Source organism: Ruegeria sp. CDSA079, from assembly GCF_059612245.1.
Genome location: NZ_JBXWQF010000009.1, coordinates 77,755 through 97,628, shown reverse-complemented (window position 1 = coordinate 97,628; position 19,874 = coordinate 77,755). Strand labels below are relative to the sequence as shown.

Genomic DNA, 19,874 nt, shown 5'->3' with positions numbered 1-19,874 from the left:
TGACGAGAGTTTAGCGAGGTGTCTCGCCCTCTGCCTCCAGCGCTTTCACAAGAGCAGAAAGCTTGTTCATCATGTGATGCTTCATGGACTTTCCAAGCCCATCTGCATCTCGGTCCCTGAGCAACTTCATCATGGCTTCATGTTCGTCAATGGCCTGCGCCCAGCGCTCGTCCGACAAGTTGGCCATAAAACGGGCGCGGCGGACCCGTGCGGCCAACAGCTTGTGGTGGCTTTCAAGGATATCGTTTCGCGCGCCACGTATCAGTGCCTGATGAATGTCCTGATTGGCCTTAAAATATGCCTGGCGATCACTCGATTTATAGGCTTTCAGCATATCGACGTGGCGACGTTCGACTAGTTCGATTTCAGCGGAATCCATGTGCTGACATGCCAACTCTCCCGCCAGTTGCTCAAGCGTTGCAAGCACTGGAAACGTTTTCTCCAATTCCTCTCGCGTGACACTTGCGACGCGGGCTCCCCGGTTGGCCTGAAGTACCACAAAGCCTTCTGATGCAAGCACCTTTAGGGCTTCTCGCAGTGGTGTCCGTGAGACCCCCAGCGAGTCGCAAAGCTGTTTCTCGGGCACTTTTTCACCCGGCTTTAGAACATCTTCGACAACCAGGTTACGCAGCCTTTCGACCAGTTCTTCATGAAGGGTCGGGCGATTAATGCTGTCCGTCAGGTTCATTTCCATTTCCTAAACATCAAGAACCATATCCAAAAGGCGTGCGACGTGCATAGCTTGGCGTTGCGTACCTTCGGCGATTTGGTGGCGGCAAGATGTCCCGTCTGCCACGATAACTGCATCTATAGGCGCCGCTTCCAACGCCGGGAACAAGTCGAGTTGTGCCATCTTTATCGAAACATCGATAGTGTCAGGCGCATATCCAAACGCCCCGGCCATGCCGCAACAACCGCTTTCAATCATGTGAACTTGTGCCCCCGGAATACGCTTCAAAAGGTCAAGCACCGGTGTGACAGCATCGTGAGCTTTCTGGTGGCAATGCCCATGCAAATAGATCGGGCGATCCAACGGCTTCAAGGGCAAGTCCGGCTGATTGGCCAGAAATTCTTCGAAGGTATGCGTGGCGTCAGACAACGACTCTGCTTCCGACCCCGAGCAAAGACCTGTAAATTCATCCCGGAAAGTGAGGATAGAGGACGGTTCGAGTCCGACTACCGGCACACCTTTTGCAACCGCCTCTTGCGTCGCGTCAATCACACGCTGTGCCTCGTGACGCGCTTCGTCGACGCAGCCCATAGCTAAGAGAGTACGTCCGCAATCCAAGTCCCGGTCAGATCGCTTGTCTCGCGCCACGGCCACCCGAAGTCCTGTTGCCCGCAAAACCCGGACAGCAGCGCGTAAATTTTCCGGCTCGAAATACCGGTTGAACACATCGGCAAACAGCAACACCTGCGGATCATTGTCCTGAACCTCGGCATCACGGAACGGAGTAGAAGACCACACTGGCAGATCACGTCGCGCTGAAATACCAGTCGGTCCCTCCAATAGTTTACGCGAGGGTCCAATTTTGTTTCGTAAATTCATAAGCCACGCGACTTTCGCGGCTTTTGGCGCATATCTGGGCAGGTAAGCTATCAATTTGTCTGCCAACGTCAGCCCATCTTTTTTACGTTTCGCTGACAATACTTCGATTTTCATTCGCGCCATGTCGACGCCAGTCGGACATTCCCGAGCGCAAGCTTTACAGGACACGCAGTACTTCATTGTGTCCAACATGGCATCTGACGACAAACCGCCCGGCATCTGCCCGCTGATCGCAAACCGCAGCGTATTTGCCCGTCCACGCGTAACATCACGCTCGTTTCGGGTCGCTCGAAAAGATGGGCACATAACGCCCCCCTTTAGCTTGCGGCATGCACCATTATTGTTGCACATCTCGACGGCGCCCTGAAACCCTCCTGCGGAACCCGGCCAAGCGGACCAGTCCAGCGTCGTTTCGAATTCAGGAACCGAATAGTCCTGGCCGTAGCGGAACAGTCGGCGGTCATCCATGGCAGGCGCGTTCACGATCTTGCCGGGATTCATTACCCCGTTAGGATCAAACCGGTTCTTAACCTGCTCAAACGCAGAAACGATACGCTTACCGAACATCTTTTCATGAAATTCTGATCGTACGATCCCGTCACCATGTTCACCTGAATGAGATCCTTTATACTTTTTGACCAGATCAAATGTTTCTTCGGCGATCGCCCTCATTGTCCGGACGTCTTTGTCTTGCCGCATGTTCAGCACAGGGCGCACGTGCAGACACCCCACCGAGGCATGCGCGTACCATGTTCCCTTTGTGCCATGCCGGGCAAATATTTCGGTTAGGCCAGCGGTGTAATCGGCGAGGTCGGGCAAAGGGACGGCGCAATCTTCGACAAAAGAGATCGGTTTGCCTGCCTCTTTCATCGACATCATGACATTCAACCCGGATTTTCGGTACTCGGCGATAGCATTCTGCAAAGAGTTGTCCGTAACAGAGACAACGCCGCCCCACCGGTTTTCCGCACCGCTGAAAGCAAACCCGAGATCTCCCATCAGTTGCGAAAGTTCGACCAGTTTTGCGGAATTTGCCTCGGCGCTACCCTCGGCGAATTCCACCAGCAGCAGGGCTTCGGGATTGCCTTCAACAAATGCATTAATCGTTTCGCGAAACAATGGGATTTCACGCCCCAACGCAATCATGGTGTCGTCGACCAACTCTACCGCCTGGGGGTTGAGTGTCACGATGTGCTGGGTGGCCTCCATTGCAGCACGGAATGTCGGGAAATGGCACACACCAGTAACTTTCGCGCCCGGCAACTGTGCCAGGCTTAATTCCAATTCTGTGAAATAGGCCAATGTGCCTTCAGACCCCACCAATAAATGGGACATGTTGATGTCGTTACCTACAAGGGCGTCGATATTGTACCCGCCCACACGGCGCAGGACTTTGGGAAAACGAGCGTCAATTTCAGCAGCCTCGCGACGCCCAAGAGCGCGCATATCACCAACAAGATCCGCATAATCGCCTGATGCGGCCGTATCAGCGCTGAACCGCGCTTCCATGCCGTCAACCAGGATTGCGTTTATCGCACGGACGTTGTCTCGCATGATCCCGTATCGCAGAGACTTTCCGCCTGAAGAATTGTTTGCGGCCATCCCCCCAAGAGTGCAACGAGACGCTGTAGAGGGATCCACGGGAAACCACAGGCCATGCTTCTTCAAAGCTTCGTTCAATTTATCCAGAACAACACCGGGCTGAACGCGCGCAATACGCTTCTCAACGTCTACGTCTAGAATACGATTCAAGTGTTTTGTGTTGTCCAGCACAACACCCTGATTGACAGTTTGCCCGCATTGCGACGTGCCGCCGCCGCGAGGCAGAACCGAACTTCCTTCGTCTCGCGCAATGGACATCACGGCTTGGACATCTTCTGTGGACCGGGGGATCACCACAGCGTCCGGTATCATCTGATAGATTGAGGCATCGGTCGAGTATCGAGCAAGCGATGCCGGATCTGACATCACTTCCCCCCGTACATCAGACAACAGTCGGCGGTACAACGATCCATTCTCTACCATCAGGTTCGCCTTCCCTTCCCTGTAAGCCCCAGTTAGACGTTTCACTTCACCGTTGACTGAATAATGAATTCATAATTAACTTTTGCAATAGGTAATAGCGCCACTCTTTTGGCACCAGCGTAAGGATCAGTTCAAATGCGTCAGGCGGGTAGACACTTTTTGCAGATTCCAGGGCCAAGCGCTGTGCCAGATCGCATCCTGAGAGCCATAAGCACGCAGACCATTGATCATCGAGGACCCAATTTTGCAGAAGTCGGGAATAAAGCCCTCAATGGTATGAAGACGATTTTCAAGACACAACAGAACGTCTTTATCTATCCTTCATCCGGCACCGGTGCATGGGAAGCCGCACTTGTGAACACGGTTTCGCCTGGCGAAAAAGTTCTGATGTTCGAAACAGGGCATTTCGCCTTCATGTGGTGCAACTTGGCTGGAAAACTAGGATTGCACCCAGAGCTGATTGAAGGAGATTGGCGTGGCGGCGCTGACCCCAATCTGATTGAAGACCGTCTACGTGCGGATGAGCAGCACGACATCAAGGCGGTGTGCGTCGTCCACAACGAAACGTCTACCGGGTCAGTCTCACCAATTGAGGAAGTGCGCAGGGCCATAGACGCAGCGAAACACCCTGCGCTTCTGATCGTGGACTCCATATCCGGCCTTGCGTCGATTGATTTTCGGTTCGATGACTGGGGGGTCGATGTGTGTGTCTCCGGCTCGCAAAAAGGACTGATGTTACCGCCTGGTCTGAGCTTCAACGCCGTGAGTGACCGGGCGCTGAAACACTCAAAATCTGTGACCACGCCGCGAAGTTACTGGGATTGGCAGGATATGGTCGGGCCAAATCAGAAGGGCTTCTTTCCCTACACCCCCGGCACCAATCTTCTCTATGGATTAAATGAGGCCATAGACATGTTGCACGAAGAGGGGTTGAACAATGTTTTTTCCCGTCATGCCCGACACGGAGCCGCGACACGGGCTGCCGTGCGCGCCTGGGGTCTTGAGGTTTTGTGCACACATCAAGGTCAGGAATCGGGCGTCTTGACTGCGGTTAAGGTCCCAGAAGGTCACTCCGCCGATGCGTTTCGTGCTACGGCGCTTGAGCATTATGACATCTCACTAGGAAATGGTCTGTCCAAGGTAGCCGACAAGGTATTCCGCATTGGTCATTTGGGCGACTTCAACGACCTAATGTTGATGGCCACCCTTTCTGGCGTAGAAATGGGGCTAACCAAGAGCGGTATGCCACATAACGAAGGCGGCGCTCAGGCTGCCTTGGAACATCTCAAGGCTGCGTAGCGCTGGACAGAGTTTCTAAAAACACAGCCAAACCAAGACTCATAGATCGAACAATAACCAACCTTTTTGACTGCCTATTCATAAGGAGACTTACAATGACTCGCATGACGGCAATGGACTTTGACCAGGAACTTCTGGACCTGTACGACTTTTACGCGCACGGCAAAATCACCAAGCGCCAGTTCCTGGACCGCGCTGGTAAGTTCGCGGTTGGTGGTTTATCAGCGGTCGCGCTGCTGAACATGCTTAGCCCGAATTATGCTTTGGCCGAGCAGGTATCCTTCAACGATCCCGATATCCATGCAGACTACATCACCTACCCTTCACCAAATGGAACCGGTGATGTCAGGGGGTACCTTGTTCGGCCGGCTGGCGTGGAAGAGCCCCTACCCGCGGTGCTGGTAATCCACGAAAACCGAGGCTTGAATCCTTACATCGAAGACGTGGCGCGCAGATTAGCGAAAGCCGGGTTTATGGCACTGGCCCCCGACGGTCTGACTTTGGTGGGCGGATATCCAGGCAACGACGCCGATGGGCGCGAGCTGCAAAAGACCGTCGATCGGGTCGAGCTGATGAACGATTTCTTCAATGGGTTCGAATACTTGTTGAACCGAGATGATTGCACTGGGAAGGTCGGCGCTGTTGGTTTCTGCTACGGCGGTGGTGTGGTCAGCGCAATTGCCGTGGCCTATCCCGAATTGGCCGCAGGTGTGCCGTTCTATGGCCGCCAGCCAGCAGCCGAAGATGTAGCCAAAATTCAGGCGCCGTTACTGATACAGATGGGGGAGCTTGACGAGCGCATCAACACAGGCTGGCCAGATTTTGAGGCCGCTCTGCAGGCCAACGACAAGGTATACGAGGCCTACATCTACGACAACGCCAACCACGGTTTTCATAATGACAGCACGCCACGCTATGACGAGGAGATGGCAAACCTAGCCTGGGACCGCACAATTGATTGGTTCAACACCTATCTAAGGTAATTGGTGTAAGCTACGAAGTCAGCCGTGCGTTGATATCGCTTCGTGGCAATCCACGATTCATCTTGGCCAAGCCCTCAAAGGCTCTAGAAACTTGACTTTCGCAGTCAGCGTTTCCGCGACAAGGTCTTGGCCTTCAATCCTAACCATTGGATGTTTATTAGAGTCGAAACGATTGGAAAGTATTGTCGAAGCGGTTTTAGGTGAAGCGATCCATCGTTAGGTGTTCGGCTCATCTGCGGGTTAAACGCACTATCACTTTAATGCCGCTGATAGCAGCCATCGATCATGTATTCGGAGAAAGGCTCCTCTTAGATAGAAGTAACCAATTCTGCATTCACCAACCGCTACCAGATTTTTGATCGCGGTGCCCCGTCAGTTCTATTTGAATTTCGGCTGGGCTTTTAAACACTCACAGCGGATGGGATCGGATTAACTTGGACAACTGCGATCGTTTCTATACGTAGTTAGCCCTTCATTTGGTTCTCTTCGAAATCCCGAAACCGCCGCGCGAGATAATCTACAAACGCGCGGGTTTTTGGTGCCAGATTCCGCCTTTCGGAAAACATTACGACAATATCTGTGCTGGGTGGTGCATACTCCGGCATGACGTGGACAAGTTCGCCGGAGCTAAATTTACTGTTTGCCATATAGCAGGGCAACCGTGCGATCCCGATACCAACCAGAGCGGCTCGAAAGACGACATCCGTGCTGTTCCCCTCAAAGCTGCCCGTTGCTTCAAATTTTTCGCCTGCGTTCGGTTCGATGCTGTTCCAAGCGTTCCGTTGGCTTCTCCCAGCAACTCTCAAGCAATTGTGCTCAGCTAATTCGGCAAAATTCGACGGTGTTCCAGAACGCTCAAGGTATTCAGGTGAGGCACATAGCACCCTTCGACTCTGCATAATGCGCCTGAGGACAATATCTGGATTCTTGCGTTGTTCCGCAAAGCAGATCGCCGCATCGAACCCTTCATTCCGAAGATCAATTTCTCGGTCGGTCAGATCCAAAGACATTTGAACCTCAGGGTTCTCTTTCATGAACTCTGGCAGAGCAGGAATCAGTTGGGACTTACCGAATGCAACAGTGGATGCGATCCTGAGTTCTCCGCGTGGGACACCGTCAAAGCTGTGGATCATCGCTTTGGCTTCATTGAACTTGTCAGCCATCGCTTTGCATTTTTCATAGAAATCTTGGCCTTCTCGCGTCGGAGAGACACCCGTTCTGGTGCGATTAAGAAGGCGGTAGTGCACCTGATCTTCAAGTAATCCGATCTGCTTACTTACTGCCGATGGGGTCTGCCCCATTGATCTTGCAGCCGCAGAGATGCTGCCCTGCTCGACAACCGTCGCAAAGATTAGCATTTGCGCAGAAATGTCCATGTCGTGACCTTTGCTGTTCCAATATGGCATGGGGCCTTTGCCAAATTGTCGAATTGTGAGCGCTACCAAATACCCTTATCTCTGCATTGCAGCATAAGTACTGCATTGCAGCAACGGACGAGGCAATATCATGGCAATTTCTCGATCAAACAACGGTCTGGACGTCGTTTTCGAAGCTGGCCGCACGTTCTTTCATCAAAAGCTGGACACGATGCGAAAGGCACAGGCCAAACGCAGGGTTTATCGCGCAACGTATTATGAGCTCTCGGCGCTATCTGACCGTGACTTAATTGATCTGGGCATTCCGCGCAGTAGCATCAAAAGACTTGCTATGGAGGCTGCGCATGGCTGCTAATACCCAAACGGCTGGTACAGATCGTGGTCAGGCCATTACCGCATCAATCGCCTTCCTGGCTTGGATCGGAGCTACGGCAAATGCTGGCCTAAAGACTTTTCAAATGGCCCGGATGCTCTCCACACTTTCGAATATGAACGACCATCAGCTCGCTCAGATCGGAATTTCGCGATCCGATATCCCGGAATATGCCGCAAAATTGATGGCTGACGAATAGAGAAGTAGACCCTCAGGTCAGAAGCTCACACGAAATTTGCTGGTCCTCGCTCCTCCCAGAGTAAGCCAGCAAAAGCGGCGGCGAAAAAGCCAACAGGGAGCGCCAACGCAAAGGGCCAGCATTTTCACCTCCTCCCGAAAATGCTGGCCCAAACCACCCTGCCAAGCAGGAGCCGCGAAAAATGAGAGGTAGGAGAGACATCATAATAGTCGTGATTACCGTCACCATCGAGATGAAGATGTGAAGCTGGAATGCGTATGTGACGCCGCGAACGATCCCGCTGCGTGCCCACATTTTGTTGAATTCAGTGGTTGTCTCGAGGCAGTGACTTGCGCGCAATGTCGCGATAGGCGTCAGCATTGCGTAGGTTCATGCCCTTGTCAAAGGGTTGCACCAGATCACGGAAATACTGTTGCCAAGGAGATTGGCTTTCGGGCACGGGATATCCACCGTTTTGGATTAACTGGTCCTTGCGCCGCTCAAGTTCCGCGTCGGAAATCAGAATGTTGACTGTGCAGGTGTTAAGATCAACGCGGATCCGATCCCCTGTTTGCAGAACTGCTAGGCCACCATTGTCGGCAGCCTCTGGTGCAGCGTTCAGGATTGATGGCGAGCCAGAAGTGCCAGATTGGCGCCCATCACCTATGCAGGGTAATTCCTGAACGCCTTGCTTCAAGAGATAGGATGGCGCACGCATATTGACGACTTCTGCTCCGCCGGGATACCCTTTGGGGCCGGTTCCGCGCATAACGAGAATGCAACCGGTGTCGATATCCTGAGAAGGGTCATCAATGCGCTTGTGAAAATCTTCAGGTCCATCAAAAACAACTGCACGACCCTCAAACGCGTTGGGATCATCGGGATTGGAAAGATAGGCTTTTGCAAATTCTGACCCGATGACACTGGTTTTCATCAACGCGCTGTCAAATAGATTGCCCTTTAAGTTGATGAACCCTGCCTTGTCTTTCAGCGGGGCATCAACAGATTTAATGACGTTGGAATTTGTGCTGTGCCGGCGCGTGCAGTTGTTGGCTATGCTGTGCCCGTTGACAGTTTTGGCCTCTGCATGAGGTAGGCGACCAGCTGCAATCAGCTCTGCGATCACGGCAGGAACACCGCCAGCGCGGTGGTAATCTTCGCCGAGATACTCGCCTGCGGGCTGTAGATTGACCAAAAGTGGCACATTGTGCCCCAAAGCCTGCCAGTCATCGTTGTCAAGCGGCACACCTAGATGGCGCGCAATGGCATTTAGGTGAATAGGCGCATTGGTGGATCCGCCAATGGCGGAGTTAACCACGATAGCATTCTCAAAAGCCGCGCGCGTCATGATGTCAGACGGGCGCAGATCCTCCCACACCATTTTAATGATGCGTTGTCCGGTCTCATAGCTGATCTGACCGCGTTCGCGGTATGGCGCCGGAATGGCCGCCGCGCCTGGTAGCTGCATGCCGAGTGCTTCGGCCAAGCTGTTCATGGTGGTGGCGGTTCCCATGGTGTTGCAGTACCCCACTGAGGGAGCAGATGCGGCGGCGGCATCCATGAATTCATCAGCGGAGATTTCCCCGGCAGCAAGGCGTTCGCGAGCTTTCCAAATAACAGTGCCAGACCCTGCACGCTTCCCTTCGTGCCAACCATTGAGCATCGGCCCCACAGACAGAGCGATGGCTGGAATGTTGACCGTTGAAGCTGCCATCAGAAGGGCCGGTGTCGTCTTGTCACAGCCAATCATCAACACCACGCCGTCAATCGGGTAGCCGTACAGCGATTCAACCAAACTCAGGTATGCCAGATTACGGTCGAGCATGGCGGTGGGTCGTTTGCCAGTTTCCTGAATGGGATGGACCGGCACTTCGATGGCTGTGCCTCCTGCTGCGATGATTCCGTCCCGTACCCGTTTGGCGAGCTCCAGATGGTGGCGGTTGCAGGGGCTTAGGTCGCTGCCCGTCTGTGCAATTGCGATGATAGGTTTACCGGATTGCAGTTCTTCGCGCGTGAGCCCGTAGTTGAGATAACGTTCCAAATAGAGCGCGGTCATTTCCGGATCACTCGGATTGGCGAACCATTGACGTGATCTGAGGTTCTCGGGCTTCATACGTGACATGCGTGCCTCCTAAGTCTTGGTCGTGTGTCGGTTAGATCTTTCGACCTTTGAACATACCAAACAGCGCGAAAAGCGGGTCCTCATATTTGAGCAGCGTACAGTAGCGGAAACTTGTCTGGCTTCACGTTTTTGAAACGCGCTTCCCAAAATTCACCGCCAACAGACTATGACAGTCCACCACGCACCAGGGCCAAAGCGTCTTTCGCGGCAGCTGCCATCAAACGGGCATCCGACGCGATTGTGACAAACTGGAACCCCATTTCGATGCGTTTCAAAGCGTATTCCGGTGTTCCGTTATGGCAGCCAGCGAACTTCCCATACTCTTTTGCCTTGGCGGCTATCAGTTCAATGGCCTCGGCCACGGGGGGCTCGACCTCATCGAATGCCGGGCGGCAACCTAAAGCCAGGGAAAGATCGGAAGGTCCGATGTATACGGCGTCGAGCCCTGGAACCGACAGTATGTCTTCAAGGTTGTCGAGACCTTGCAGAGTCTCGATCATCGCGAAGACGACGATCGTGTCATTGGCATGCTGTGGGTAGTCTGAACCTCCGTACAAGAGGCCTCGGGTCGGCCCAAGACTCCTTGTTCCGTTGGGCGGGTAGTGTGTCCACGCCACAAGGTTCTCGGCATCTTCGCGGTTGTTGATCATTGGGCAAATAACACCGTAAGCGCCGGCATCGAGCACCTTCATCAAAATACCGGGCTCGAGCCACGGCACGCGCGTAACTGGGACGGTATCGGTTGTCGAAATCGCAGTGAACATCTCGACCGCCTTCTGGTAGTCGATTACGCCATGTTGGATATCAACAGTAAGCGTGTCCCATCCCTGATGCGCCATGGTTTCGGCCGAGAAACCGCTTGGGATCGCCAGCCATCCATTGACTACAGGCCGTCCGGCGGCCCAATGCTCTCTAATTTTGTTTGGCCGCATCAGTTTACCTTTTCAGAATGTCCACTCATATGGGCTGATCGGATTGGAGCTATTCTTCAAGAATGCCCTGACCACAGAATTCTCCGCCCTGATAAACTGCGGAAACTTCGTCGTTCGCAGGTGGGGTGCATTCGGCATCGATACGGGCGCGAAACATCTCGGAGTTGTCTTTTGGCTTCCACCCCAGAAAGCTTGTTTCACGATTGTCCCACCAGGATGCGTCGTTGTTCGAAGCACCGTAGATAATCGGACACCCCAGGCGCGGAATAATGAAAACACTCTCGATAAGAGATATCAGATCATCGTAACTCAACCAGGTTGCAAGCATGCGATGGTTTTTTGGTTCCGGAAAGGATGAACCGATGCGGACCAATGCTGTCTCGATCCCAAACTTCTCAAAATAGAGCCGTGCGAGAGCTTCTCCGAAGACTTTTGACACGCCATACAGACCATCCGGCCTTACCTGTGCATTGGCATCAAGCCGCGTTGTCTGTTCGTGAAAGCCAATCGCGTGATTTGAACTGGCAAAGAATATCCTCGGCGTAACCGACGATTTTCGGGCCGCTTCATAGAGATTGAATACACCGTCGATATTGGATTGTTTTATAGTTTCCCAAGGTGCTTCGATCGATTGCCCCCCCATGTGAACAATCCCATCACACCCTTCAACCATGGCCTCAACCGCATCTTTTTCGCCCAAGTCACAATACATAATCTCTTCATTTTCACCGGCAGGGCCCACATCTTCCCTCGCACCAAGGCGAATGGTTGCGGCAAGGCCGTGCAAGCGAGACCGGCAAATCGACCCTAGGTTGCCGTCCGCGCCCGTTATCAAAAGTTTGTTTAACATTTTGTATTTCTCACTTTTTGCAGGCGGCGATCACGTCGCTTCAGATTGGAAACCGTAGAGTTCTTCGGCGTTTTCTACGAGAGCGAGGTGACGCGCGCGGTCGTCTGGAAACCAGTTCAGAACCGTGTCGAGCAACGCCGCGTCGTTAGGGTAGTCCGAGGTTTTTGTCGCCGAATTGTGAGGAAAATTCGTTCCCCACACAATGCGCTCGGGGGCATGTGCTGCCATGATCCTCGAAACGTTAGCTACGTCTGAATAATGCGGTTCGCCTTCGATGGAGGACTCATAACAACCAGCAAACTTGAACCAGCATCGGCCACCGTCGACAAGGCGTTTGAGCATTGCTACTTCATCGCCATCTGGCGCGACGCCCCTCAAAAATTTGCCATGGTGGTCAAGCACCCATTTGGATCGCAGTTTTGAGAGCCTATCAACATGGTCCGAAATGTCTGAGCCATCGAACTGAATTGCAATCATCCAGCCCGCAGCAAAAGCACGGGCGTCAACCTCTTCGAGCTGACTGAGCCCAACGGCTCCCCCTGGCAGATCCACGATACGCGTCCCAACGACCCCTCCATCCTTGAGCATTTCAAGTTCTGCGTCAGAGGTTTCACCGTCAATGGCGGCCACGCCACGTGCCACGTCCCTGGTTTCTTTGAGCGCCGCCAGCAAATTCGCATGGTTGGCGTGATGTGCATTTCCTTGTGTGATGACAAACCTGTCAATGCCAAGCCAGCCCATGACTTGTCTGTACTCTGATAACCCAGGCTGGCCCTCCGGCAGATCAGGACCTCCTGGCAGTGCTGGAAACCCGGAAAGATAGACGTGAAGGTGTGTATCAATGGCGCCTGCAGGCAGCTTGGTCTCAGGGGCACGGCCAGAGAAGCTGCGCTCGATCATTCGGGTTCTCCCATGGCGAACTCTGCCAATGCATCACGATTGATCTCGATACCCAGACCCGGTTTGTTTGGAATTGCGATCACACCGTTTTTTTGTTCGATCGGGTGAGTGATGATCGCCTGCCTGAATGGGTTATGCGTCCGATCAAACTCGAAAATCGGTTCGATTGGATCCCGCCGTGGTGGGTCTGGTAGCAGGGCCGAAACAAACTGAAGGCTCGCAGCGATTTGCACTGCTGTTCCCCAAACATGCGGAACAACACGTACGCCATGAAGAGCTGCCATATCAACGACCCGGCGCATCTCCGAAAAACCGCCAGTGCCACACAAGTCTGGCTGGGCGATATCGATACATCCTGTTTCCAGGGGCTCGCGGAACGCAAACCTGCCATGCCAAGTCTCGCCACCAGCAACCGGAATAGGCTGACCGGCGCGTACGCGACGGTACGCGTCAAGTTGTTCCGGAATGACTGGTTCCTCGAACCAATCGATATCGAACTCTGCCGCACGGTTGCCCAGAGTGATCGCTTCTTGAATCGAGTACCCGTGATTAGCGTCAATCATCAGACGAGTATGCGTGCCAATCGCTTCACGCACCGCCTTGATGACTGCAAGATCTTCTTCCACCCCAAAGCCAATCTTGATTTTGACTGCGTCGAACCCTGCAGCGACATGGGCTGCGCATTCCTCGGCATTGTCCGAAATGCGATCGACCCCGTCGCGCCGGAATGACCCGGTCGCATATGCCTTTACTGTGTCCCGAACACGTCCCCCGAGAAGCACCGAAACCGGAACGCCAAAGTGGTGACCTTTGATATCCCACAAAGCAACATCAATTCCTGAAAGTGCGGTCATTGTGAGACCGCGCTGCCCTTGGTCTCGTAGGAGATTATACAGGCCTTGCCAGAGAACTTCCGTATCCAGCGGATTGCGGCCAATCAAATAGGGCGCATAGGCCTTTACGATCGCCGCGTTTGGCTGCGCTGGCCCCAAGCACTCTCCCCAACCCGTTGTACCGTCATCACAGACAATCTCGATCAAAACATGTTGGCGCCGCGTGAAACGAGTTGCTGCGCTCTCGAAGGCGGTCTCAAGCTTGTAGTCAAGAAGATGTGTATAAACCTCGGAAATCTTCATTTACACATCTCCAACTGGGCCGCGTCCCGAGCCAGAATTTCGATACCCGCCCAATCGCCCGCGGCGATAAGATTTTTGGGCGCCACCCAACTGCTTCCAGCACAAACCACGTTCTGCTGCGCCAGATACGAGCCTGCATTGGCCGCGCTGACCCCGCCCGTAGGACAGAAGGAAATCTGCGGCAATGGCCCGCCAATAGCCTTGAGTGCCGATACCCCGCCCGAGGCCTCGGCTGGAAAGAACTTGAGCATGTCATAGCCGCGCGCCAAAAGACGCATCGCCTCAGACGCAGTCGCGGCGCCGGGCAGGAGCGGCAAATCTTCAGCTTCACAAGCGGCAAGCAGTTCATCGGTGGCACCCGGAGAGACACCGAAGGTAGCGCCCGCCTCTTTGGCGGCCCGAACATCTTCGGGTGTTATCAGTGTGCCAGCCCCCACATGTCCACCCGGGACGCCGCTCATGACCCGAATGACCTCGAGAGCGGCAGGGGTGCGCAACGTGACCTCCAGCGAGGGCAAACCGCCTGCGATAAGCGCCTCGGCCAACGGTCGGGCTGTTGCGACATCATCAACCACCAAAACCGGCACAATTGGCGCGAGTGCACAGATTTCTCGGGCCCGTAAACTCGCGGCCTTTGGAGAAATAGTCATCTGGACAAATTATCCTTTTGCTGGGTGCATGGTGTAACCGATCCGACTGTGAAGCGGAACGACTTGTACAGCGCGTTTTCTAAGCCAGATGAGACAGTTAAAATTTTGGCGGCGATCGCCGAGTTGTCAAGTAAGCCGGATTCCATAGCGTTAAATGCTCCCAAAGCTGTCATGCGCGGCGGTTTGATTTGTCTGTCGATCCGTTTCTGCCCTAGTTCCCTGCTGTTCTTTAAACTCAAGGCGATGGTCCTTTTAGTGAGTGAGCCCTGAAGGAAAATGAGTTCGTCCCAGAATTGGACAAAACATGGCAGCGATTCAGACATCAGTCAGAGAGCCGTGCGCGCCAGACCTCAAATCGTTCAAGAACGTCTGGGTCGGTTGCAGGATAGAGTCCGATCACGGGGGTGTTTTTTCGTACCTCTTCCAGAACGAAGCGTTCGAACAGCTCCATTGGTCCTGCCTCGATCGCAATGTCATCGGCGAGGTGACGTGGGATAATCATGACACCATCGCTGTCACCCAGAACGATGTCGCCGGGATAGACCGCCACGCCGCCACACCCGATTGGCAACCCGATATCAACCGCATGATGTTTCGTAAGGTTGGTTGGGGCAGACGGTTTTGCAGCAAAGACTGGCATCTCAAGTGCTGCGGCACCGTCGGCGTCGCGAATGCCACCATCCGTGACAACGCCCGCTGCTCCGCGCATTTCCAGTCGCGTCAAAAGGATCGAACCTGCCGAGGCCGCCGAGGCATCCTGCCGACAATCCATGACCAATACCGCGCGTTCAGGACATGTATCCACGGCCACGCGCTGCGGGTGATCTGGCTCACGAAACGCCTCGATCGGGTCGGTGTCAGGCCGTGCAGGAATGTATCGCAGTGTAAAAGCCGGGCCCACAAGAGTGGGCTTGCCCTTGCCCAATGGGGTAACGCCTTGAACATAGGCGTTTTGATAACCACGTTTGTAAAGCAGCGTGGCCACAGTCGCTGTGCTGACCTTTGACAAGCGATCTAGCGTATCCGGATGCAGTTTGATCGTTTCGGCAGGCTGAGGGTTCGGCATAAGCTGGATCCTTCTGCTAAGGCCGTGGGCAACTGTCGAGCAGGCTTTGGTTGATAGGAACAAGTGCACCTTTGCCTTGCACAACATGCCCTGCCAGTTTGCAGGCCAGCGCTATGCTGTCAGGTAAGGGTGTATCCGTTGCCAGCCCCGCCAGAATGCCAGCGTTGAAACTGTCGCCTGCAGCAGTCGTGTCCACAACCGAGGCCAGAGGCGGAACATGGACAGAGCCCTCTGCGCCGCGGGTACGATAAAGGACCGTTTCTGCGCCATTCTTGACAACGATCGTTTCCGCACCCGCCCTTGCATAGCGCTGCAAAGTGGCCCCGGGGTTCATGTCGCTGAACCAACGTGCCTCGTCCTCGAACGATGGCAAGGCGATATCGCTAACGGCGGCCGCCTGCATGATGTTCTCGGTCATCTCAGAGGGGCTGTCCCAAAGATGCGGGCGCAGATTGGGGTCGAAGGCAATCCGTTTTCCGGCACGCCGCGCTGACCGAGCAACGTCGAGCAAGGCGGCGCGCCCTTCAGGGTTCAAGATTGCCAGAGTGATACCCGAGAAATATATGAGATCTGATTGCGCCATGGCGTGGGCAAGTGCTTGCTTGTCTTGCGCCAACAGGCGTGCGGCGGACTGACCGCGCCAATAGGTAAAACTACGTTCCCCGTTGTCCAGCGTGATAAGATACAACCCCACAGAACGGTTTGGCACGACCCGCACCTGCTGGGTATCCACCCCACTTTCGCGCATGGCCCCCAGCATCCGGGACGAGATGGCATCATCTCCGACGGCGGTAAAATAGGACAAGGGTGTTTCGGGTGTGAGTTGGGCCAGATACCAAGCTGTATTGAACGTGTCTCCGGCGAACCCCATTTGATACGTGCTTGGCGCGTCTGTTGGGGCCATTTCGGCCATGCATTCACCTATCGCGAGAATTCGCATATTCCGGTTTCCAGTACTTCGAAGTTTGACAAACGGTAGCGTTCGACAATTAGGTAACCTGTTCTGCAGTGGTCACGAGAAAAGCATCCCACCATTGATATCGACATTGGTCCCGGTCAGATAAGCCGAGTCCTCGCTTGCTAGAAACGCCACGAGGTTCGCAACATCCTGAGACTGGCCTTGCCGTTTGAGCGGCGCAGCAGCTTCTAGCCCGCGACGGCCTGCATCGGGAGTATGGATGTTATGGAAATCCGTGTCGATCATGCCTGGGCAGATTGCATTGACACGGATATCGGGACCCAGTTCTTTTGCAAGACTACGGGTGAGCGTCATGACCCCACCTTTTGACGTTGCATAAGCCGACGCACCGGGGCCACCACCGTCGCGACCCGCCTGACTGGCGATGTTTACAATGGCCCCGGATTTCATATGCAGCAGTGCCGCTTTGACCATAAGAAACGTGCTGGTCAGGTTGAGATCCATGACAGCCTGCCAATGTTCAAGCGACATCTCGGTGATTTTCTTGCGCGCGACCAAACCTCCGGCATTGTTCACCAGAATGTCCAGGCTGCCATAGGTATCGACCGTCTTGGCGATCAACGCATCAACCTCTTCGGGTTTGTTCAGGTCGCCTTGCATTGCAAACGCCTGTCCACCGATCTTTTTGATCTCGGCTACGGTTTCCTCGGCGCCGACACTACTGGCGAAGTAGTTCACCGCGACATTCACCCCTTCGGAGGCGAGTTTGACAGCGCAGGCGCGCCCGATATCGCGGCCACCACCCGTGACAATTGCGGTCTTTCCCTGAAGTCTCATGGTTGTTCTTTCCCGTTCAATTGGTGCTGCTGTGAGTGACTGATGGATCTGACGCTAAAGCTTGGCAAAATAGTCGAAGATTTCCGGCACGTTGCCGTCGCCCATGCCTGCGTCCGCGGCCGCCTGAAGGTTGCTCGCGGTTCCTTCAGCGATCTCGGCACGAGTGCCCACGTCTTCGGCCAGCTTCAGGAAGTAACCAAGATCCTTGCTGGCGTTGTTAATCGAAAACCCCAAATCGCTGACACCATCCACCGCGTAGTTCTTACAAAACTGCATAAAGGGGGAACTGGACGGTCCAGCTGACATGATGTCAAAAAGCTGCTGTTTGTTTACCCCTGAGCGTTCAGCCACAGCAAAGGCTTGGCTCATGGTGCAAGCCGTCGTCATACCCATAAAATTGTTGATGAGCTTGGTCACATGGCCCGCACCCAGTTCGCCGAGGTGAAAGACATTTTCCCCCAGTACATCCAGGACAGGTTTCACCTTCTCAAAGGTGGCCATATCGCCCGCTGCCATGATGTTCAGCAAACCATCCTTGGCGTGCGCGGGCGTGCGCCCCAGCGGCGCGTCAATCATACCAGCACCTTTTGCGGCCAAGTCTGCGCCGATTTTGCGAGTGGACGCTGGGATCGAAGTGCCAAAGTCAATGACCACGGCACTGTCCTTGATGCCTGCCAGGATGCCGTCATCGCCGTAGATCAGGTTTTCAACGACATCTGATGTTGTTACACAAAGCATCACGATATCGCTGTTTTCAGCAAGCTCTCGTGGCGTTGTAACCTCTACAGCACCGCGGTTGACTGTGGCTGCGACGGCTTCCTTGTTTCGACCCATGACAACCAGATCAAAACTGTTGTTTTGCAGGCACTCTGCCATGTTGCCGCCCATAAGACCGAGGCCGATGAAACCGATGACGGGTTTTGTCATATCTGACTCCTTAAACTCTTTCCAATTAGGCTTCGCAGAGCGCCGTGACCCCTGCCTGTGCAACTTCGAGATCCTGGGCTGGTGAGCCCGAGCTGACACCGATCCCGCCAACCACCTGTCCGTCGACCGTCACGGGAAGGCCACCTGCAACGGTCACCATTCGTCCGCCCAGCGTTGAGGATATACCGTGTGCGGCCATGCCAGGCTGATTTGCTTCACCAAGAGCATCGGTTCCTTTTTGGATACCGGTTGCAGTGAAACTCTTGTCGATGGCCAAAATGATGCTGGTAATTTTGCCACCATCCATCCGTTCAAACGCTATGAGGTTGCCGCTTTCGTCTGTGACGGCAATACACATCGGCACGCCGATTTCCTGCGCTTTGGCTCGCGCTCCGGCGATCAACTTGCCCGCGTCATCGATGTCCAGGCGCCTTATTGTCAGCATCGCCTCATTCTCCTTTGCTTTAGGGGCCAATGATAAGGTTCGGCAGCGTCAGCGATATTGCCGGTACAAAAGTGATCAGCATGAGCGCGGCAAAGATGGCGAGGTAGAAAGGCCAAATCGTTTTGACCGCTTTCTCCATCGGTAGTTTTCCAACAGCACACCCCACAAAGAGACAGGTCCCGACAGGTGGCGTGCAAAGACCAAGACCGAGGTTCACCAAAAGGATCATGCCGAACTGCAGCGGGTCGATGCCCAGCATGTTCATCACCGGCAGGAAAATCGGTGTGCAGATCAGGATTAACGCGGCCATGTCCATGATCATCCCCAAGAGCAACAGCACAGCGTTGATCATCAACAAGATCAGGATCGGGTTTTCTGTGATACCCAACAGGAATTCGACTGTTTTTGTCGGAACCCGGTTGAACGTCAGCATATAGGCAAAGGCACCGGCGCAGGCGATCAGGATCATCACCATAGACGTTGTGCGCACCGAAGAGATAACGGCGGTTTTGAAGTTTTCCCAGGACAGGCTGCGATAGACAACAAGCGTCACCACAAAGGCATACATTGCCCCGAACGCGCCGGATTCCGTCACTGTAAAGACGCCTGACAAGACCCCTCCAACAATGATCACGGCCGTCAACAAACCAGGGATCGAGCCCACAAAGGCGATGGCCAGTGCGGTCCAACCCGGAAACTGTTCGGCCTGATAGCCGCGCTTGACCGCCACGACATAGGCGGCAATCGCAAGGCAGCAACACATAAGGACACCGGGAACAACACCGGCCAGGAATAATTTTGAGATTGAAACTGCACCGCCGGTTGCAAGGGCAAAGATGATCATGTTGTGGCTGGGTGGGATGATGATCCCGGCAATTGATGATGTCACTGTGACGTTCACCGCATAGTCGGCATCATAACCTTTGTCTTTCATCACCGGGATCAGGATTGACCCAAGCGCCGAGATATCTGCAATTGCCGATCCGGAAATGCCACCAAACAACATGGACGAGAAGACATTGACGATACCAAGCCCACCGCGCACAGCGCCTACGGCGGCCTGCGCGAACCGAACCAACCGGATCGCGATACCACCGTGAAACATCAGCTCGCCCGCAAAGATGAAAAACGGGATCGCCATTAGGGAAAAGACGTTGATCCCCGACACGATACGCTGGAATCCAACAAACATCGGCAATCCTTCAAACCAAAAGGAAGCCAATGCAGCGATACCAAGGGCGTATGCCACTGGCGCACCGATGATGACACAAAGGGCAAAAACCCCCAACAGAATCATGAGTCCCATA

At 54.2% G+C, this 19,874-nt stretch carries 19 protein-coding genes; 4 read left to right on the top strand and 15 right to left on the bottom strand.

From position 1 onward, the window contains the following. Positions 1–10 precede the first annotated feature (10 nt). Both AC2FJZ_RS11830 and AC2FJZ_RS11825 read right to left on the bottom strand, forming a co-directional pair. The gene (locus AC2FJZ_RS11830; RefSeq protein ID WP_496777729.1) at positions 11–688 is read right to left on the bottom strand and encodes a GntR family transcriptional regulator; all 678 of its coding nucleotides are present in this window, start codon (positions 686–688) and stop codon (positions 11–13) included. A gap of 9 nt (positions 689–697) precedes the next feature. Next, positions 698–3,517 carry an FAD-binding and (Fe-S)-binding domain-containing protein gene (locus AC2FJZ_RS11825; protein WP_496777727.1) on the bottom strand — a complete coding sequence of 940 codons (2,820 nt, stop codon included), beginning with the start codon at positions 3,515–3,517 and terminating at the stop codon, positions 698–700. A 192-nt stretch (positions 3,518–3,709) separates the two neighbouring features. Here AC2FJZ_RS11825 and AC2FJZ_RS11820 point away from each other — a divergent pair, with 192 nt between their 5' ends. Continuing rightward, on the top strand, positions 3,710–4,873 hold the full coding sequence (locus AC2FJZ_RS11820; RefSeq protein WP_496777726.1) for a pyridoxal-phosphate-dependent aminotransferase family protein: 1,164 nt from the start codon (positions 3,710–3,712) through the stop codon (positions 4,871–4,873). Positions 4,874–4,968: 95 nt separating this feature from the next. Next, entirely contained in the window at positions 4,969–5,856 is an 888-nt protein-coding gene (yghX, locus tag AC2FJZ_RS11815; RefSeq protein WP_496777725.1) for a YghX family hydrolase, read from the top strand. A 464-nt stretch (positions 5,857–6,320) separates the two neighbouring features. Here yghX and AC2FJZ_RS11810 read toward each other — a convergent pair whose 3' ends face one another. Beyond that, positions 6,321–7,232, bottom strand: a complete 912-nt coding sequence (locus tag AC2FJZ_RS11810; RefSeq protein WP_496777723.1) for a LysR family transcriptional regulator — start codon at positions 7,230–7,232, stop codon at positions 6,321–6,323. 130 nt (positions 7,233–7,362) lie between these two features. Between AC2FJZ_RS11810 and AC2FJZ_RS11805 the strand changes: the two genes are divergently transcribed. Together AC2FJZ_RS11805 and AC2FJZ_RS11800 are read left to right on the top strand one after the other, a co-directional pair. After that, complete coding sequence (locus AC2FJZ_RS11805) at positions 7,363–7,587, top strand: DUF1127 domain-containing protein (RefSeq protein ID WP_496672701.1); 225 nt, start codon at positions 7,363–7,365, stop codon at positions 7,585–7,587. Further along, positions 7,577–7,804: a DUF1127 domain-containing protein gene (locus AC2FJZ_RS11800; RefSeq protein ID WP_496672699.1), complete on the top strand. Its 228-nt coding sequence runs from the start codon at positions 7,577–7,579 to the stop codon at positions 7,802–7,804. The genes AC2FJZ_RS11805 and AC2FJZ_RS11800 overlap by 11 nt, the downstream gene beginning before the upstream one ends. 304 nt (positions 7,805–8,108) lie before the next feature. On the opposite strand, the gene AC2FJZ_RS11795 is transcribed toward AC2FJZ_RS11800, so the two are convergent. The 12 genes from AC2FJZ_RS11795 to AC2FJZ_RS11740 form a co-directional block, all read right to left on the bottom strand. Then, positions 8,109–9,905, bottom strand: coding sequence for an IlvD/Edd family dehydratase (locus tag AC2FJZ_RS11795; RefSeq protein WP_496672697.1), 1,797 nt, complete (start codon positions 9,903–9,905; stop codon positions 8,109–8,111). 164 nt (positions 9,906–10,069) lie between these two features. After that, positions 10,070–10,837 carry an HpcH/HpaI aldolase family protein gene (locus AC2FJZ_RS11790; protein ID WP_496777722.1) on the bottom strand — a complete coding sequence of 256 codons (768 nt, stop codon included), beginning with the start codon at positions 10,835–10,837 and terminating at the stop codon, positions 10,070–10,072. Between the two features lie 49 nt (positions 10,838–10,886). After that, positions 10,887–11,687 (bottom strand): NAD-dependent epimerase/dehydratase family protein, encoded by an 801-nt coding sequence (locus AC2FJZ_RS11785; protein ID WP_496777721.1) that lies wholly within the window; start codon positions 11,685–11,687, stop codon positions 10,887–10,889. A gap of 30 nt (positions 11,688–11,717) precedes the next feature. Next, the gene (locus tag AC2FJZ_RS11780; RefSeq protein WP_050605406.1) at positions 11,718–12,587 is read right to left on the bottom strand and encodes an amidohydrolase family protein; all 870 of its coding nucleotides are present in this window, start codon (positions 12,585–12,587) and stop codon (positions 11,718–11,720) included. Next, positions 12,584–13,723, bottom strand: coding sequence for a mandelate racemase/muconate lactonizing enzyme family protein (locus tag AC2FJZ_RS11775; RefSeq protein WP_496777719.1), 1,140 nt, complete (start codon positions 13,721–13,723; stop codon positions 12,584–12,586). Before AC2FJZ_RS11775 ends, AC2FJZ_RS11780 begins: the two co-directional genes overlap by 4 nt. Further along, complete coding sequence (gene eda, locus AC2FJZ_RS11770) at positions 13,720–14,373, bottom strand: bifunctional 4-hydroxy-2-oxoglutarate aldolase/2-dehydro-3-deoxy-phosphogluconate aldolase (RefSeq protein WP_496777718.1); 654 nt, start codon at positions 14,371–14,373, stop codon at positions 13,720–13,722. The genes AC2FJZ_RS11775 and eda overlap by 4 nt, the downstream gene beginning before the upstream one ends. A gap of 322 nt (positions 14,374–14,695) precedes the next feature. After that, positions 14,696–15,439: a ribonuclease activity regulator RraA gene (locus tag AC2FJZ_RS11765; RefSeq protein ID WP_496777716.1), complete on the bottom strand. Its 744-nt coding sequence runs from the start codon at positions 15,437–15,439 to the stop codon at positions 14,696–14,698. A 16-nt stretch (positions 15,440–15,455) separates the two neighbouring features. Beyond that, positions 15,456–16,379: a sugar kinase gene (locus AC2FJZ_RS11760; RefSeq protein WP_496777715.1), complete on the bottom strand. Its 924-nt coding sequence runs from the start codon at positions 16,377–16,379 to the stop codon at positions 15,456–15,458. A 72-nt stretch (positions 16,380–16,451) separates the two neighbouring features. Continuing rightward, positions 16,452–17,195 carry an SDR family NAD(P)-dependent oxidoreductase gene (locus AC2FJZ_RS11755; protein ID WP_496777713.1) on the bottom strand — a complete coding sequence of 248 codons (744 nt, stop codon included), beginning with the start codon at positions 17,193–17,195 and terminating at the stop codon, positions 16,452–16,454. 54 nt (positions 17,196–17,249) lie between these two features. After that, a complete protein-coding gene (locus tag AC2FJZ_RS11750) occupies positions 17,250–18,122 on the bottom strand; it encodes an NAD(P)-dependent oxidoreductase (protein WP_496777711.1) in 873 nt (290 codons plus the stop codon). A 25-nt stretch (positions 18,123–18,147) separates the two neighbouring features. After that, on the bottom strand, positions 18,148–18,567 hold the full coding sequence (locus tag AC2FJZ_RS11745; RefSeq protein ID WP_170558403.1) for a GlcG/HbpS family heme-binding protein: 420 nt from the start codon (positions 18,565–18,567) through the stop codon (positions 18,148–18,150). A gap of 19 nt (positions 18,568–18,586) precedes the next feature. Continuing rightward, a complete protein-coding gene (locus tag AC2FJZ_RS11740; protein WP_050605415.1) occupies positions 18,587–19,873 on the bottom strand; it encodes a TRAP transporter large permease in 1,287 nt (428 codons plus the stop codon). Between the last annotated feature and the right edge of the window lies 1 nt (position 19,874).